This window comes from Staphylococcus nepalensis (assembly GCF_014635045.1).
GTDB classification, from domain to species: Bacteria; Bacillota; Bacilli; order Staphylococcales; family Staphylococcaceae; genus Staphylococcus; species Staphylococcus nepalensis.
Map to the genome: position 1 here is coordinate 20,863 of NZ_BMCF01000012.1, position 17,607 is coordinate 38,469.

At 33.6% G+C, this 17,607-nt stretch carries 20 protein-coding genes; all 20 read right to left on the minus strand.

The features are described from left to right. Nucleotides 1-79 precede the first annotated feature (79 nt). The 20 genes from IEU88_RS13075 to IEU88_RS13170 all read right to left on the minus strand — a co-directional run bounded on the left by IEU88_RS13075 (nt 80) and on the right by IEU88_RS13170 (nt 17,262). A complete protein-coding gene (locus tag IEU88_RS13075) occupies nt 80-1,045 on the minus strand; it encodes a ribose-phosphate diphosphokinase (protein ID WP_096810958.1) in 966 nt (321 codons plus the stop codon). Between the two features lie 136 nt (nt 1,046-1,181). Next, nucleotides 1,182-2,537, minus strand: coding sequence for a bifunctional UDP-N-acetylglucosamine diphosphorylase/glucosamine-1-phosphate N-acetyltransferase GlmU (glmU, locus tag IEU88_RS13080; protein WP_096810959.1), 1,356 nt, complete (start codon nt 2,535-2,537; stop codon nt 1,182-1,184). A 454-nt stretch (nt 2,538-2,991) separates the two neighbouring features. Next, on the minus strand, nt 2,992-3,300 hold the full coding sequence (gene spoVG, locus IEU88_RS13085; RefSeq protein ID WP_096810960.1) for a septation regulator SpoVG: 309 nt from the start codon (nt 3,298-3,300) through the stop codon (nt 2,992-2,994). A gap of 70 nt (nt 3,301-3,370) precedes the next feature. Further along, nucleotides 3,371-3,745, minus strand: a complete 375-nt coding sequence (locus IEU88_RS13090; protein ID WP_096810961.1) for a RidA family protein — start codon at nt 3,743-3,745, stop codon at nt 3,371-3,373. Between the two features lie 17 nt (nt 3,746-3,762). Further along, entirely contained in the window at nt 3,763-4,587 is an 825-nt protein-coding gene (purR, locus tag IEU88_RS13095; protein WP_096810962.1) for a pur operon repressor, read from the minus strand. Nucleotides 4,588-4,605: 18 nt separating this feature from the next. Beyond that, complete coding sequence (ispE, locus tag IEU88_RS13100; RefSeq protein ID WP_096810963.1) at nt 4,606-5,454, minus strand: 4-(cytidine 5'-diphospho)-2-C-methyl-D-erythritol kinase; 849 nt, start codon at nt 5,452-5,454, stop codon at nt 4,606-4,608. A gap of 350 nt (nt 5,455-5,804) precedes the next feature. Continuing rightward, the gene (veg, locus tag IEU88_RS13105) at nt 5,805-6,068 is read right to left on the minus strand and encodes a biofilm formation stimulator Veg (RefSeq protein WP_019467722.1); all 264 of its coding nucleotides are present in this window, start codon (nt 6,066-6,068) and stop codon (nt 5,805-5,807) included. Nucleotides 6,069-6,166: 98 nt separating this feature from the next. Next, nucleotides 6,167-7,057 (minus strand): 16S rRNA (adenine(1518)-N(6)/adenine(1519)-N(6))-dimethyltransferase RsmA, encoded by an 891-nt coding sequence (rsmA, locus tag IEU88_RS13110; RefSeq protein ID WP_103372613.1) that lies wholly within the window; start codon nt 7,055-7,057, stop codon nt 6,167-6,169. After that, entirely contained in the window at nt 7,058-7,609 is a 552-nt protein-coding gene (gene rnmV / locus IEU88_RS13115; protein ID WP_096810965.1) for a ribonuclease M5, read from the minus strand. It lies immediately after the preceding gene. 135 nt (nt 7,610-7,744) lie between these two features. Continuing rightward, nucleotides 7,745-8,518 carry a TatD family hydrolase gene (locus IEU88_RS13120; protein WP_096810966.1) on the minus strand — a complete coding sequence of 258 codons (774 nt, stop codon included), beginning with the start codon at nt 8,516-8,518 and terminating at the stop codon, nt 7,745-7,747. Between the two features lie 25 nt (nt 8,519-8,543). Continuing rightward, complete coding sequence (metG, locus tag IEU88_RS13125; protein WP_103372614.1) at nt 8,544-10,517, minus strand: methionine--tRNA ligase; 1,974 nt, start codon at nt 10,515-10,517, stop codon at nt 8,544-8,546. A gap of 298 nt (nt 10,518-10,815) precedes the next feature. Then, nucleotides 10,816-11,649: a 16S rRNA (cytidine(1402)-2'-O)-methyltransferase gene (gene rsmI, locus IEU88_RS13130; RefSeq protein ID WP_096810968.1), complete on the minus strand. Its 834-nt coding sequence runs from the start codon at nt 11,647-11,649 to the stop codon at nt 10,816-10,818. A 3-nt stretch (nt 11,650-11,652) separates the two neighbouring features. Then, complete coding sequence (locus IEU88_RS13135; protein WP_096810969.1) at nt 11,653-11,901, minus strand: GIY-YIG nuclease family protein; 249 nt, start codon at nt 11,899-11,901, stop codon at nt 11,653-11,655. Beyond that, a complete protein-coding gene (locus IEU88_RS13140) occupies nt 11,894-12,619 on the minus strand; it encodes a tRNA1(Val) (adenine(37)-N6)-methyltransferase (protein ID WP_103372615.1) in 726 nt (241 codons plus the stop codon). Before IEU88_RS13140 ends, IEU88_RS13135 begins: the two co-directional genes overlap by 8 nt. Before the next feature lie 110 nt (nt 12,620-12,729). Continuing rightward, nucleotides 12,730-13,071 carry a DNA replication initiation control protein YabA gene (gene yabA / locus IEU88_RS13145; RefSeq protein ID WP_096810971.1) on the minus strand — a complete coding sequence of 114 codons (342 nt, stop codon included), beginning with the start codon at nt 13,069-13,071 and terminating at the stop codon, nt 12,730-12,732. A gap of 15 nt (nt 13,072-13,086) precedes the next feature. Next, a complete protein-coding gene (locus IEU88_RS13150) occupies nt 13,087-13,890 on the minus strand; it encodes a PSP1 domain-containing protein (protein ID WP_103372616.1) in 804 nt (267 codons plus the stop codon). A 2-nt stretch (nt 13,891-13,892) separates the two neighbouring features. Next, nucleotides 13,893-14,819: a DNA polymerase III delta subunit-related protein gene (locus tag IEU88_RS13155; RefSeq protein ID WP_096810973.1), complete on the minus strand. Its 927-nt coding sequence runs from the start codon at nt 14,817-14,819 to the stop codon at nt 13,893-13,895. 124 nt (nt 14,820-14,943) lie between these two features. Further along, the gene (gene darA, locus IEU88_RS13160) at nt 14,944-15,273 is read right to left on the minus strand and encodes a cyclic di-AMP receptor DarA (protein ID WP_046206571.1); all 330 of its coding nucleotides are present in this window, start codon (nt 15,271-15,273) and stop codon (nt 14,944-14,946) included. 26 nt (nt 15,274-15,299) lie between these two features. After that, the gene (tmk, locus tag IEU88_RS13165) at nt 15,300-15,917 is read right to left on the minus strand and encodes a dTMP kinase (protein WP_096810974.1); all 618 of its coding nucleotides are present in this window, start codon (nt 15,915-15,917) and stop codon (nt 15,300-15,302) included. Between the two features lies 1 nt (nt 15,918). Continuing rightward, the gene (locus tag IEU88_RS13170; protein WP_096810975.1) at nt 15,919-17,262 is read right to left on the minus strand and encodes an Orn/Lys/Arg family decarboxylase; all 1,344 of its coding nucleotides are present in this window, start codon (nt 17,260-17,262) and stop codon (nt 15,919-15,921) included. Nucleotides 17,263-17,607: the final 345 nt, after the last annotated feature.

A 17,607-nucleotide genomic window follows, 5' to 3' on the forward strand; every position in this document is an offset into this window, starting at 1 on the left:
CCATCAACATGATGTTGCTTGCAAGTGTTTATTAAGTCGTGAAATCACGAACGGAACAATTATATATCTATTTGGTTAATTAGTCAAATAGTACACTAACAGATTCTCTTTCGTAGACACGTATAATCGCTTGTGCTAATAAGCCTGCTACTGATAATTCTTTAGTATTAGCTGGTTTACGTTTTTCATCTAATTGAATTGAATTTGTAACTACTAACTCTTTAATTGCTGAATTTTCAATACGTTCTCTAGCTGGGCCTGACAATACAGGGTGCGTACAGCACGCGTAAACATCTTTCGCACCTTTATCTTTTAATGCTTGTGCGGCTAATGTAATTGTACCAGCAGTATCAATGATATCATCAATAATAATTGCTGTGCGGCCTTCAATTTCACCAACAATATTCATTACTTCTGCTACATTCGGTTTAGGACGTCTTTTATCGATGATAGCGATTGGCGTTTTAAGTATGTCTGCAAGTTTACGTGCTCTTGTTACACCACCGTGATCTGGAGAAACTACAACACATTCTTCAGGGTCGATGTCTGTATCATTTTTAAAGTACTCTGCTAAAATTGGTACACCCATTAAGTGATCAATTGGCATATTGAAAAATCCTTGGATTTGTGGTGCGTGTAAATCTAGCGCAATCATACGATCTGCGCCGGCAGTTTCGATTAAGTTCGCCACTAGTTTCGCAGTAATTGGTTCACGACTACGCGCTTTTCTATCTTGGCGTGCATAACCATAATATGGCACTACGATATTAATATTCGCTGCTGAAGCACGTTTACAAGCATCGATCATAATTAATAATTCCATTAAATGTAAATTGACTGGATTTGAAGTTGGTTGAATAATAAACACATCACAGCCACGAATGCTTTCTTCAATATTAATTTGAATTTCACCATCGCTAAAACGTTTTACAGAACATTTTCCTAGTTCAATCCCAACATTATCTGCTACTTCCTGGGCCAATGGTTCGTTACCCTTTAAAGAAAATATTTTCAAAGCAGAATTCTTATACTCATTGTTTAACATTTATAGTCCTCCAATTAATTCATTCAATTAGTTTCGTTTGTAGACAAAATCACATTTATCCACATAAAAGTATCGTTTGAGGTCATTCCAACATTTTGGTTAAATTCAAATGAATAGAACGGCCATCTAATCATGGCTATTGTTTTAGATAACCTTCTTTAGTTGTTTGTCTCGCTCTTGCTAATGCTAAACTGTCTTGTGGCACATTATCAGTAATTGTAGAACCTGCAGCTATAAATGATCTATCACCTAAGGTTACTGGTGCTACCAAATTAGTATTGCAACCTATAAAGGAGTCATTACCGATAATTGTTTTGAATTTATTTTTGCCATCATAATTCACTGTAATGGAACCACAACCTACGTTCGTACGTTCGCCAATTTCTGCATCACCTATATAACTTAGATGTGGCAATTTGGCACCTGCTTTTACAATCGATTTCTTAACTTCTACAAAGTTTCCAACTTTTACGTTTTTACCTAAATCCGCACCAGGTCGTAACTGCGCAAACGGTCCAATAGTGGCATGATCATCTATGACCGCTTCATTGATTACTGACTGTTTAATTGTAACATTAGCACCAATTTTACTATTTATAATCTCTGTATTGTGGCCAACAACCGTATCTTCACCAATTATGCTACGACCTGCTAACTTAACGCCCGGTTCGATAATCACATCAGCAGCGATTTCTACATCTGCGCCTATATATGTAGTAGCAGGGTCGATAAGTGTTACGCCATTTCTCATATGACACGCATTAATACGTTTTCTATAAGCCTTTTCTGCTTCGCTTAACATAACTCGGTCATTTACGCCCATGATTTCGTCAAAATCATCTGTGCAATATATGCCAACATTACCTTGTTCTTCTAAAATTAAAGTTAAAACGTCAGGTAAATAATATTCATTTTGAACATTATCATTTTTTACTAACTCTAATTTTTCAAAAAGTACTTTATTATCAAATGCAAAAATACCTGAGCTAATTTCATTTATTTGTTGTTCAATTTCTGTGGCATCTTTTTGTTCTACAATCTTCACCAAGCGGCCATTTTCGTCTCGAACGATTCGTCCATATCCAAAAGGGTTGGTTGTAGTAGCTGATAAAACCGTTGCTTCAGCTTGGTTTTTCTCATGATGTTCAACTAGTGACTTAAGTGTTCCTGTAGTGATTAAAGGTGTATCACCACAAACTACTAATGTTGTGCCTTGTTTGTCACTTAAATGTTCACTAGCTGTTTTAACAGCATGTGCGGTGCCAAGTTGTTCTTCTTGGAAACTATATAGAGAAACATCTCCTAACGTTTCTTTTACACTTTCTGCGCCATGGCCAACAATTGTTACAAGATTTTCTACTCCAGATTGTTTAACGTTATCAACGACATGTTCAATCATTGATTTGCCCGCAACCTCATGTAGTACTTTGTATTTCTTAGATTTCATACGTGTACCTTTTCCAGCTGCAAGTACTATTGCATGTCTTTGCATGTGTGTAACCCTCCATTAAATTATACACTTCTATATTATTATAATTTAACGCTAGTGCCACTTTCAAGGCTCAGAACCCTAATGTTATATAATAGAAACAAATCAGTTAACTTTCTTTTAAAAATACATATTTATATTTGTCATCTTTGCCTATATAAAAGGGCCTGAAAATGAAACACAAAAAATTTCGCTAAATACATTTTAATCGTTATGTTTTTGGAAAATAAACCGTTATTAATTTAAATGAAACGATTTCAATTATCAAAACGTCACGAAAGCATATTGAAATGCTAACAGTTTATTTACGATTACAGAAATATAAATTTTGTCACCTTTTCATTATAGCAATTCATTTAATTTTTTTATATTTTTTATTTTAGTTCAACAAAATAAAAGGATTGGATTTCGTTTAATGGAAATCCAATCCTTTTAAAATCATATTTTTCTCTTTGTATTAAGCTTCATCATTTGATTCTTCAGATGATTGAGCATTTTTATCAGGGATAACTTCATCAGTTTCGTCATAAACCTTCATAACCGCATCTTGAATCTCTTGTCTCATTTCTGAGTTAATTGGATGCGCGATATCTCGGAATTCACCATCTGGTGTTCTTTTACTTGGCATTGCGACGAATAGACCTGAGTTGCCTTCAATCACTCTTAAATCATGTACAACAAATGATTCATCTAGCGTAATTGAAACTAAAGCTTTCATTCTTCCATCTGTTTGTATCTTTCTAAGTCTTACATCTGTCACTTTCATGTAGTGAGCCCCCCTAGTATCTCTTTGTTAGAAGCTTAACAATTTCATCAAAAATTATAAATCCTTTTAGTTACTTCACTTCAGCTATTACTTCAATTTCAACTTTAACGTCTTTAGGCAATCTTGCGACTTCAACACAACTTCTTGCAGGTTGATGTTCTGCAAAATATGTGCCATAGACTTCATTTATATTTTGAAATTCATTCATATCAGCAATGAATATCGTTGCTTTAATTACTGAATCTATATGTGCCCCAGATTCGTTCAATACAACTTTCAAGTTTTCTAAAACTTGTTTAGTCTGTTCTTTTACATCGTCGCTGACAATTTCGCCATTTAAATTTAATGGAATTTGCCCAGATGTAAATACAAGCCCATTTACTACTGTAGCATGCGAGTATGGACCCAATGCTTCAGGTGCCTTTGAAGTGTTAACCACTTTCATGATGTTGATCCGCTCCTTTAAGTAAATTTAGTTAAACTGTTGCCTTTTTCCACTGTAAATTCCTGATTGTATTCATCTACATCAGATAATCTAACCAAGGAAGTATAATCTTCAATTAGTCTTTGCTTAACTTCTTTTGATTCTACTAATACCGATACCCCTTTAACATGTGCTTTAAACTCATTCATTAAATTCATCACGCCATTAATAGAACCACCAGCACGCATGAAATCGTCTACAACCAAAACATTTGAGTTTTCTGGTAAAGTGCGTTTAGATAATACCATCGTTTCTATCTTTCTAGTAGAACCTGAAACGTAATTAATGGAAACTGTAGAACCTTCTGTAACTTTATTATCTTTTCTTATAACGACTACTGGTAAATTCAAAACATTTGCAACTGCATTAGCAAGCGAAATACCTTTCGTAGCAATTGTTACGACCGCATCCAAATCTTGGTCCATATATAACGTTGCAATTAGTTTTCCTACTTTATTCAGTAGTGTAGGATTCCCCATTAAATCAGATAAAAATAAATAACCTCCGGGTAATAATCTATCTTTTTCTTGAAGGAGTTCAATCACCTCTTCAATCACTTCACTTGCTTCTGCTTCACTCATTTCTGGTTTATACGTTACACCACCGCTTGCTCCAGCCGTAGTAATCACTGTTCCAAGTTCTTCCTTTTGAAATGTAGTTTTAATAATTTGTACGTCTTCACTAATGGATGATTTTGCTTGCTTAAACTTTTGTACAAAATACGTTAGCGGTATTAATTTATTGGGGTTATTCATCAAGTATTGTGTCATGTAAACAATACGTTCACTTCTCTTATAGCGCATTTAATTCATCCCTTCTCACTAGCCTAATAATCTTACAACATATACTTCATTGCAACAGCCATTGACTGCATTATAAACATGCTTTGCTTGGCGTTCTTTCTGGGTCAATCCGTAAACTGCTGGTCCGCTGCCACTCATCACAGCCCCATCCGCCCCATTTTTCAGCATATTTTCTTTTATTTTGTAAATCTCTGTATACATTTTTCCTGAGACAGGTTCCAATCGGTTCGAAAGACTGTTACATAATAATTCATAATCACCTGTGTCTAAAGCTGTTTCACAAGCTTTAGTATAAACCTCATGTGTTTGCGTTAAGTCTAATTTTCTAAAAATATCAGGAGAAGATATACCTAAATCAGGTTTAGCGACAACCGCCCAAGCGGAAGGTGGTCTGTTCATAAAACGAATCAGTTCGCCTTTCCCCTTGCAAAAAGCAGTTTTTCCATATATGCAAAAAGGGATATCGGTTCCTATTTGTATACCTAATTCACATAATTCTTCTAGTGGCCTGTTCAACTTATATAAACGGTTCATCCCTCTCATTGTCGCTGCAGCATCTGTCGAACCACCTGCAAGTCCAGCTGACACTGGTATATTTTTATCTATAGTAATTGTAACGCCTTGCTTTAAATTATAGTTTTTTTTCATTAACTCTGCAGCTTTATAAGCTAAATTTTTACTATCGGAGGGAACATAACTTTGTTCTACGTCCACGACTATGTTTTGATCTTTACGTAATTCAAAAGATAGGCGATCATTGAGGTCAATTGTGGTCATAATCATTTCAACTTCATGAAAACCATCATCTCGTTTAAAGAGTGTATCCAACGTTAAATTTATTTTCGCTGGCGCAGTCTCATAAATCATATTCCCCACCCTCTTTCAATTCGATATGGTAATAAAATGATTTTAACATATTGTTATGCATGAGTTACTACTTTTTAAAAAAAGTTAAGTTTATACTTTAAATTATCTATGCATCTTTAACTATGTATTCCAATCCATATGGTATAAAAAAACCAGTTAACAATTTATTTTACAATATTATTTTACTCATATAAAATCATATCTCTTTTATTAGGACAGGCACACATTACAAAAAAAGGTATATTGGCGATTATTCACCAACATACCTTTTTCTAATCAATCTCATATTAAAGTTTAAAATAAAAAGTGTGGCTCCTAGAACCAAACTTCTCTTTTACATTACTTTTTATTTAGTGTGCAATTGCTTCTTGATGGTTATCATCTTCAAAAGAAACTTGTACGTTTTCTGTTAAAACGTCAGTGTATGTATAAGATACACGCTCAAAATTATGAATATCTTGATCTAACTCAACAATAAAAACAGAAGGGTATGTTTCTTTTAAAACCCCGCTACGTTCAATCGTTTTTTTTCGTCCACCATTCGCTTTCAGTACAATACGATTTCCTAATTGACAATCAAGTGAATTTTTGATGTCTCCAATAGATTTTGGCATATTGCTCCACCTCGCTACACATTGTATAATAACACAATTAGCGTGATTTTGTCAAATAAACATCAATTTTAGCAAGGCGAGGCACAGTTGTCAATAATTTAAAATTCCAATTCTGGGAAATTTTTCAATTCATTGTATAAATGTGCAAATTCTTTTATCGAAAGTGTTTCTCCGCGTCTTCTCGGATCTATGTTACTAGACTCCAACCAATCCAGTATGATTTGTTTATTTTCTTTACCATTTGTAAACAGGCTTTGATAATTATTATTAATTGTTTTTCTTCTTTGTCCGAATGCAGCTTTTGACATTTTGAAAAATTTATCCTCATCTTCTACTTCGACAATGGGTTGATCGCGTTTCATCAATTTCACAACAATTGAATCTACATTTGGAGGTGGTAAAAAAACCGTTTTAGGAACTGTTAATACCTTGCTCGTTTCCGTATAATACTGCGCGACTATAGATAAAGATCCATAAGCTTTGGTTCCTACCTCAGCGTTTAATCTTTCTCCAACTTCTTTTTGCATCATTACGACATAACCATCAATAGGCAATTTCTGTTGCATCAAGTTTAATAAAATAGGCGTCGTTATATAATACGGTAAATTAGCAACAACTAAAATTTTCTCACAATCTGCGAGCGCTTCAGTCACATAATGTGCAATATCAGCTTTCAATATGTCCTCATTTACTATCGTAACGTTTTGGTATGGCGCCATAGTTTCATTTAATACTGGTATCAAGCGTTGATCAATTTCAAAAGCAATGACTTTTTTTGCATTTTTTGCTAATTGTTCTGTCAATGAGCCCATGCCTGGCCCTACTTCGATAATACCAGTGTTTTCATCTATATCACTTGCATCCAAGATATTATGAATGATATTTACATCGATTAAAAAGTTTTGACCTAAGCTTTTCTTAAAACTAAAACCATAATGATTCAATAAAGCTTTTGTTCGTGATGGTGTAGCGATATCCTTATTATCCACTTATAATTCACTTCCTTTATGATCATTTAATGCATTCCTAACATCTTCTTCAGTGTAACCAAATGCGTTTAACTTGTTGAGCAATTGTTTACCATTAGAATGGCCTATATGAAGTTTGCTACCTAACACTTCTCGTTTTCTACGTGCATCTTTACCTATAATTAGGCCAAGATCAATCAGAACATCTTTACTTATACTTTCATGGCCTTCTTCAAAAGGCGTGCTCACATGCATCAATGCTTTTTGTATATCTTCAATTCGTGCGTGTTCAACACCAATTTTACCGCGTTTACTTTTTGCTTTTTCTCGATCAATATAGGCATGTTTAACAGTTGGAATATATTTTTGAATTGTGTTTCGAATTTTATCACCTGGGAAATCAGGATCAGTTAAAACAATCACACCTCGCGTTTCAAATGCTTGTGCAATCACATTTAAAGTATCCTCATTAATTGCGCTACCATTCGTTTCAATCGTATCGCATTCGACAGCTCTTTTTACCCGTTCAGTATCGTCTCTACCTTCTACTACAATAAATTCATTAATTTTCACTCATTGTGACACCTTTCGTTTAATTACTTCAAATTCAAAAAATAAAAAAGATACCGGCTCAAATTATGGTTACTACTTAGTATTTGATATACCAACTAAGCCATATTTCAGACCGATATCTTTATCATAATATCTTTATGCTTTTAATTTAAATAATCGCTCTGCATTTTCAGAAGTTTGACGACAAACTTCTTCATAACTAACATCGCGTAGCTCAGCAATTTGTTCAGCCACTAAAGTGACACGTGCTGGTTCATTTCGTTTTCCTCTATAAGGATGTGGTGATAAGAATGGCGCGTCTGTTTCAACTAATAATCTATCAAATGGTACATGTTTAGCAACTTCCTTAGGTTGTTTGGCATTTTTAAAAGTAACTGGACCACCTAAAGAAACATAGAAGTTCAGTTTATTGATAACATCATCTGCAATTTCAGGTGAAGCGCTAAAGCTATGCATAATACCACCAATTTCTTCGGCGTGTTCTTCTTTTAAAATATCCACACAATCTTGTGTTGCTTCTCTATTATGAATAATAATCGGCAGATTAACGCGTTTAGCAAGTGCAATTTGTTTTCTAAACAAAGCCTGTTGAACATCTTTAGGTGATTTATCCCAATGATAATCTAATCCTGTTTCACCAATGCCAATCACTTTAGGATGCGCTGCTAATTTTTCTATCCATTCTAATCTTTCTTCTGTGCAATCAATCGCATCTACAGGGTGCCATCCAATAATACCGTAAATAAAGTCATACGCATCTATAAGTTCCATAGTACGTTCAATTGTTGGTGTATCAAAACCTACTACAAACATGCGATCCACGCCATTATCTCTTGCACGCTCAATTACCGCTTCTAAATCTTCGTCATATTGTTCTGCATTTAAATGAACATGTGTGTCAATTAGCATTTTAAATCGCTCCCTTAATCTAGAATTACTTAATTAATGCACCGTTTGGAATTGCGTTTGGTAGACTTATAAGTGTTAACACACCATCTTTTTCAGCAGATAGAATCATACCTTCTGATTTTCTACCCATTAATTTTGCAGGTTTCAAATTAGTCACTACAGCGACTTTTTTGCCAATGATATCTTCAGGTTGATAGAATTTCGCAATACCTGAAACAATTTGACGTTGCTCATTATCTAAATCAACTTGGATTTTCAATAATTTGTCAGATTTTTTGACATTTTCTGCATCAGTGATTGTTGCTGCCTTGATTTCTACTTTGTCAAAATCTTTAATATCGATTTGCGATTTACTAGGTACTTCCTCTTTAGTTTCTTCGACTTTATCTGATTGCATGGATTGCTTAATGTACTCAATTTCAGCATCACTATCTAAACGTGGGAAGATAGGTTGAGGTTTATCGCTAACCATAATAGGTTCAGTTAATGCACCGTATTGTGCTAAACTACTAAATTCATATAATTCAGGTGAATTAATATTTAGTTGTTCAAATATTTGTTTTGGTGCATTTGTTAAGAATGGTCTTAGCAATACTGCAATCATACGTATATTTTCTACTAAATGCGCCATTACGTTCCCTAGCATATCTCGTTGGCTTTCATCTTTTGCTAGAATCCATGGTGATGTTTCATCTATATATTTATTTGTTCTACTAATAAATTTCCAAATTGTTGAAAGTGCTACTGAAAATTGTAAATCGTCCATATTTTCATGGAATGTCTTCACTGTATCAAGGCCCATTTGTTCCATTTCTTCGTCTAACTCATGTTTAGGTCCTTCATAAGCTGGTAATTCACCATTAAAATATTTATTAACCATTGAAATTGTACGGTTAACTAAATTACCTAAATCATTAGCTAAGTCATAATTTGTACGTTCAACGAAACCTTCAGGAGTAAACACACCATCAGACCCAAATGGCAACTCACGCATTAAATAATATCTCGTTGCATCTAAACCGTAACGGTCAATCAATACGTTAGGGTCTACCACATTACCTTTTGACTTGCTCATCTTGCCATCTTTCATAAGAATCCAACCATGGGCAAAGACTTTTTTAGGTAACGGTATATCTAACGCCATTAATAAGATTGGCCAAATGATAGAATGGAACCGAACAATTTCTTTTGCCATAATATGAATATCTGCAGGCCAATATTTTTTAAACAAACTATCATCATCTGATAAATAACCTAATGACGAAATATAGTTTACCAATGCGTCAATCCACACATAAACAACATGCTTAGGATTTGATTTAACATGTATACCCCAATCAAATGACGTACGTGATACTGCTAAATCTTCTAAGCCTGGTTTGATAAAGTTATTAATCATTTCATTTTTACGAGATGGTGGTTGGATAAAGTCTGGGTTTTCATCATAAAATTCTAGTAAGCGATCCGTATATTTTGATAAATTAAAGAAATAACTTTCTTCTTTAACTAATTCAACTTCGTGTCCAGAATCTGGACTTTTCCCGCCAACAATTGCGCCATTTTCATATACTGGATCAACAAGTTGCGTTTCAGTATAATAAGTTTCATCTGGTACTGAATACCAACCTTCGTACTCCCCAAGATATATATCACCTTGTGCTAACAAACGTTCAAATATTTGTTGAACAACTTCTTTATGTCTCTCTTCTGTTGTACGAATAAAGTCATCGTTTGATATTTCTAATTTTTCCCATAACGCTTTGATACCTGAAATCATTTCATCAAGATAGTCTAATTCTGATTTCCCAGCCTTTTGCGCTTTTTCTTGTATTTTTTGACCATGTTCATCGGTACCTGTTAAATATCGAACATCATAGCCTTGCATTCTTTTATAACGTGCGATTACATCACCAGCTGTTGTTGTGTAAGCATGACCGATGTGTAAGTTTCCACTCGGATAATATATAGGTGTAGTGATATAAAATGTTTCTTTCGCCATCAATGTTCCTCCTCGTTTCTTTCACTCTAAATATATCTAAATTTATTTTTATTTTCAATGAAGCAGATAAGTATCAATTTATATTTATTAATCAATTTAAAAAGCCTAATTTAGTATCATTTTGAGTCATTTACTTTAATTATTTTCCACTCAATTTTAAACATGATAAATAATCTCTATCTTATCTACATTACCATAAATCATGCATATTATGGGAGTTTTTAGCTTGATTTTATTGATAAAACTGAAAAAATTTATTATTATGTTTACTTTTTCAAGACGTTTTTATTAAGCCTATTTATACATTATGATATATATCATATACTTCACTTGTTTTCATACGCCTTTCTTCAGCAACTTGTTTAATCGCAGCTTTGGGTTTCATATTTTGATTTACGTAATATTCTACATGTTCATTTATCGACATATCTTCAAACCAAGAAGTATCTTCGTCTGCTACAGCTCCCTCAATAACAATGACAAACTCGCCTTTAGTAGGTATCTCTTCTTTATCTAATTTCAATAATAATGTATCTACGTCCTCTGTAACGATTTGCTCGAATTTTTTTGTTAATTCTCTGCCAAGTGACACATATCTTTGAGCGTCAATTTTTTGAACTGTTTTTAACGTATCTTTCACACGATGTGGAGATTCATAAATAATCAAAGTGCTGTCTTCAAACATTCGCTGTTCAAGCAGAGTATATTTGGCCTTTTCTTTTCTTGGTAGAAACCCTAAAAAAGTATATGTAAACGAAGGTAACCCGCTCGCCATTAGTGCAGTCAATCCAGCATTTGGTCCCGGCACAGTTTCCACTCTAATACCCTTTGCTCTAGCAGCGACAACAAGCTCGTGTCCTGGATCACTTATCAAAGGAAGGCCAGCGTCAGAAACTAGTGCAATATTAACGTCCTCATTTAATTGTTGAATAAGATACTCTGTCTGCTGTTCTTTATTATGGTCATGGTATGACTTCAAAGGCGCATGTATTTCGTAATGTGTGCACAGCTTTTTTGTCACACGTGTATCTTCGCATGCGATCATATCAACTGAACGCAAAATATTAACCGCTCTATATGTAATATCAGCTAAATTGCCAATTGGCGTGCCTACTAAATATAAAATTCCCATATCTTATTCCTCACTTATCAATTGTAATTTTTCCTGTCTAGAAAATGTTTTGATTTCATGTTCTCTTTTTAATGCTTCTGATTTGGTATCATACACTTCTTGATAAACTAACTCTACCGGACGTCTTATTTTAGTATATTTGGCACCTTGCCCACTATTATGCTTTGCAACGCGTTTTGTGATATCTTTTGCATAACCCGTATATAAACTACCATCTTTACATTTAACGATATAAATAAAATGCTTATCCATAATAGATTTCTCTCATTTCCTCAGTATATGCGCCATCTTCATGATAAATATAAAAAGGTTGCTGTATATCCAACCCTTGATTACCACCTTTTCTGCCTTCAACAACAATTGTTTGCGCTACCTTCCCTGGTTTACTGTAAATAAAATATAACTTTTTAGGTTCAATTTGATATTGTCTCATGCTGCTTAAGACGTCCATAAGACGTTCTGCACGGTGTACCATTAAGAACCGTCCACCCTCTTTTAATAAGTGCCTGGCTTCAAAGCAACAATCATCTAGCGTACACATTATCTCATGTCTTGCTATCTTATGGGCATTCTTTCGATGTTGAAATTGCTGATTCACTTTAAAATAAGGCGGATTACAAGTTACGAGACTATATTGAGATGGCTTAAAAGATTGATGCGCTTGTTTTAAATCCATATGATGCATGTGAATTCTATTTTCCAATTGATTATGAGCAATGCTTCTTTCAGCCATATCAATTAATTGTTGTTGTATTTCGATGCCTTCAATAAATTGATTGCTTTTATATGACAGTAGCAAAGGAATGATCCCGTTACCAGAGCATAAATCCATAATCATATCCTTTTTCTTAACTTTAGTAAAATGCGCTAGTAATAAAGCATCCGTTGAAAAAGAAAACACCTCATCATTTTGTATAATTTTTAACTTTTCTTTTAATAAAAAATCGAACCTTTCATTTTCCATTAACATTTTCTGCAACCTCCAAAAAAGAGGATGAGCATACGATGCTCATTAACTAAGCCTATCGTTTCTCTCATCCTCAATTTCATTTCTCTATCGTTTTATAAGCTATATTTTAACTATTCGCTTAATACTTCTAAACAGAATAAACAGTCGTCACCTTTTCTATGCTTGCCGAACAACTCTCCATTACATATATGAAATCCTTCTTTGTAAAGCATTGCCAAGTTATCTTTACTGCGCAATGGGCGCTTAGGTTGATTCTTTTTATCAGTTTCAATTTTTTTAGTTTTTTCTTCTTTATCTATTAAAGTTTTTAAATTCTCATTTTCTATTTGTAAGGCGACATTTTCTTCAATTAATTCTACTGTAAGATTTTTCAAATTAACCATGTCATGATTAATCTGATTAATGTTTTCCTCCAAATGAGCTAGTTTTTCAAATATGTCGCTTCGATTCAATGTTGTAACGGCCTCCTAATTTAATGTTTCTAATTCTTCCATTTTATATTCTAATGGTTGCTCAAGACCTTCTATCTTAACTTGCATAGATATATCTAAAATATTTAGACCTACGACTCTGCCATTACCTTCTGGTGTTTTAATTTCATCACCAACATCTGGTAATTGCGCACGTGCTTCCTCATAATAATCGTTTTCATATTTCAAACAACACATCAAACGACCACATGCCCCCGATATTTTTGAAGGATTTAAAGATAAGTTTTGGTCTTTAGCCATTTTTATTGAAACTGGCTCAAAATCGCCTAGAAAAGTTGAACAACATAAAGAACGACCACACGGGCCGATGCCACCTAATAATTTCGCTTCGTCTCTGACACCAATTTGTCTTAACTCAATTCTTGTTTTCAATCTTTGTGCGAGTACTTTTACTAGTTTTCTAAAATCTACACGTTCGTCTGAAGTAAAGTTAAAAATAACTTTTGATTTATCCAAAGTAAATTCACAATTGACTAAACGCATCTCTAAGTTTTGTTGTTGAATCGTTTCTTTACAAAGGTTGAAAGCTTGCTTTGCATCATACGTATTTTGTTCATATTGTATCATATCTTCATCCGTAGCAATGCGCACAATCTGCTTTAATGGCAATGCTACGTCTTCATCCGCTACGTTTAATGGCTCATATTTAACGTAGCCCATTTCCAATCCTCTTTTTGATTCAACTACGACCCAATCTCCCACACTCAAGTTGAAATTTTTTGGAGCATAGTACTCCATTTTACCTGAATTCTGAAAATGTACGCCTACAACGTTTTTCATAATTATTTCACCCCTTTTATTACAATTTGTTCAAATACTAATGTCGGATTTACATTTTGATGTAATTTTTTATGTGCTTCAGTTATTTGGTCAAACATCAAAATTATCTGATTATATGTTAAGTTTTGTGAATATTGTTTAATTTCTCCCTGCAAATCTTGAAATATCATTTCATCTTCAATTCCTACTTTAGCATGCATAATATCTTCAAAGAAACTATTAACCGCAGCTAATGATAATAATTGTAATCGCTTATTTTTGGCATGTTTTAATAAATCAATGATAGCTATTAATGCCATAGAACGATTTTTCAACAATAGCTGACACCATTTTATAATGCTTTTTCGTAATGCCATTAAATCTGTTTCATCATTTAACGCAACTGCAGTCTCTATTTGCGTTGTGTATGTACTTAACAATTCTGCAACAGGACGTGTGATATCAAGCTCCACTAACCGGTCAATAAAATTCAATTTATTAATCGGCTTAAAATAAACGTGCTGGCATCTTGAGTGAATAGTATCCAAAATTTGCTCTGGTTTCGTAGTTAATAAAATGGCAACCGTATTATCTGGAGGTTCTTCTAAAAATTTTAATATACTATTCTCACCTTGAATAGTTAACTTTTCAAAAGACTCGATAATGTATACTTTGTAATCCCCTTCAATAGGCAGTTGATTCATATGATGTACTAATTGCTCTATTTGGTCTTTTTTAATTGTTGTTTCTTCAGAAGATACATACATAAAATCTGGATGGTTAAATGTTTCTACTTTCAACTGACATTGATCTTCTTGATTACATAAAATCAATTTAGAAAAATCAATAGCGACTTGTTGCATTGCCTGTCCATCGTCGCCCTCAAATAAATATGCATGCGATAGTTTGTTCGATTGATATGCTCTTGTCAGCCTTTCTTGTTCATCCATTATAATGTTACTCCTTTATATAAAAAGGCTGCTTATACATAGTGACCTTACAAATTACATTTAGGAGGTACTAACCAATTAGTACAATGTAATTCAGAAAGTTACCATATATAGCAACCATGTTTTAGAATTGATGGAACGCTTCAACAGGCATTACAAATACCGTTGCTCCTCCAACTTCTACTTCGACTGGATACGGTATATAAGAATCGGCACTTCCACCCATCGGGGTGATCGGCGATACGAGTTGTTCTCTATTACCACAAGTATCATTAATAACTTGTAGCATTTCATCAACACGATTATCTTCTACACCAGATAAGAACGTTGTATTACCTGCTCTTAAAAACCCACCTGTCGTTGCAAGTTTTGTAGCTCTAAAATTATGTTTAACAAGTTTGTCCGAAAGTTCCTGACTATCCTGATCTTGTACGATTGCTATAATCATTTTCATACTAAACACCTCTTTTAAATATTATATCATAATTTTTCTAAATATTTAGTGATAGATTCATAGGTTGTATTGACTACTTTATCTATACTTTGATTAGCATTTATTACAATAAAGCGTTCAGACTCATTATGAATAATCTTTTTATAACCTTCAACTACTTTTTCATGAAATTTTACATCTTCTTGATCTAGCCGGTTTTGATCTCTTTGATTTTTGAGTATGCGCTCTCTACCAACTTCAACGCTAACATCTAGATAAATGGTTATATCTGGATACAAACCGTTGATTGCAAATTCATTGATTGATTTTACTTCTTCTATACCAATACCCCTTGCATAGCCTTGGTATGCTAATGAACTATCAATATAACGGTCACACAAAACAACTTTACCTGTATTTAATGCTGGAATGACTTTACCCACTAGATGTTCTCTTCTAGAAGCTGCGAACAATAAAGCCTCAGTACGATCATCCATCGTATCACCTTCAAGTAGTACTTCTCTTATTTGTTCTCCTGTCTTAACACCACCAGGTTCTCTTGTAAGTATGATATTATACTCATTTTTTAATTTTTCTGCAACTTGTTGTATTACAGTTGTTTTCCCCGAACCTTCAGGGCCTTCAAAAGTTATAAAAGCTGACATCTTATTCATCCTTAATTTCTATTTTATAATTTTTTATTCCTTCAACTCTTAGTTGATGACTACACCAATAATCCATTAATTTTACCATATTTTCAGTGATTTTTTCTCCTTTAAACATTAAAGGAATACCAGGAGGGTAAGGAATAATGTGATTAGCTAATATTTTATTTTCAGCGTTTCTAAAATCTATTTCACGTACATGAGCTATATCGCCGCCATGATACAAACCACTTTCAGTTCTAAAAGGGACACTATGGTTCGTTTCATTTAACCTTTTTTCTATATACATATTGTCCAAACGCGATAATAAGGCCGCAAACGGATATCTATCATCTTCGTGCCAAAGCGGTAATACTATTAATACTTGAAAATCGTCTGAAAGTTCAACGTAAATATTTTGTTCTTCGAAATAGGACTGTAACGCGTAACCTTTATAGCCTTTATACCTTATACTCAATTTCAATGGATCTTCTGCCTCAACAATTTCTAATCCTTTTCTCTTTAATAATTGGATCAGTTGTTTTCTTTTTTTAAAAAAGAGTTTACTATCATAATCATCATAAAATGTTTGCGCAAGCTCTAAACTGTTCATCAATAAGTACGACGGGCTAGAAGATTGAAAATACGTTAAATATTTAATCACTTCATTTCGATAAGGCGCATTTTTATGAATGAATATCACAGAACTCATCGTCAATGCTGGTAATGTTTTATGATATGACTGAACCACATAATCTGCGCCTAAAGTTAATGATGATACTGGAAAATGCTCTAAACCAAAATGTGCACCGTGTGCCTCATCTATTAAAGAAGGCACATTAAGTGCTTTTAAACAGTCCATTATATAGTGTATATCAAAACATTCACCATAATAATTTGGGTAAGTAAATATCGCCAATTTGCTGTCTTTTATTTGATTGTATAAGAATGATTTTTTAGGGCCTAAATATTGGTTTGTAGCATCGCTTATATCCATTTCTAATAGTTTTGCTTGTGCTTGTACTAAATCTAATCCATGAAACACAGATTTGTGCGCGTTTCGTGCTATTGCATATTTGCCTATTTCTTTAGAAAACGCTTGAATTACAGACAATATTCCAGAGGTAGTACCATTAACTAAATAATAAGCATCATAATCAGGATGTTTACTTATACCTTCCATACTTTCCGCTATAGCTGATTCGGGATGATGTAAATCATCAAGGCCTGTGATTTCTGTCATATCCATTTTGAAATTTAATTGTTCTAAATAACCAATTGTCATATTTTTATGTCCAGGTACATGTAATGAAATAGGATATGCGTTTAACAGTTCATTAAATTTACGCATTAACGGTCCATTCATAATTATCCTCACTTTTCAACTTCTATATTCCACTATTTAATTTATTAAATTTAGAGGGATTTGATACAAAATCGCTAACTTTGTAATACTTTATATTTTAACATACTCATATTAAAAAAAGAGAAACACAGAAGTATTACTTCTCAGCTTCATTTAAACTCCCAATCTCAATTTATTGAGTTAGTCGGGTTTATGTATGAGCTGAGGGCTCATGTATTCCTCACTTGCACGCTTTCCTTACTCACTTACCACTTGTAAGCTCGTTTCGTCTTTCGCTTAGTTCGTCAGCTTCAAACGCTTTCTCATGACAATCGTTTTTCAGTGCTTCACACTGGTAGTTAAGCT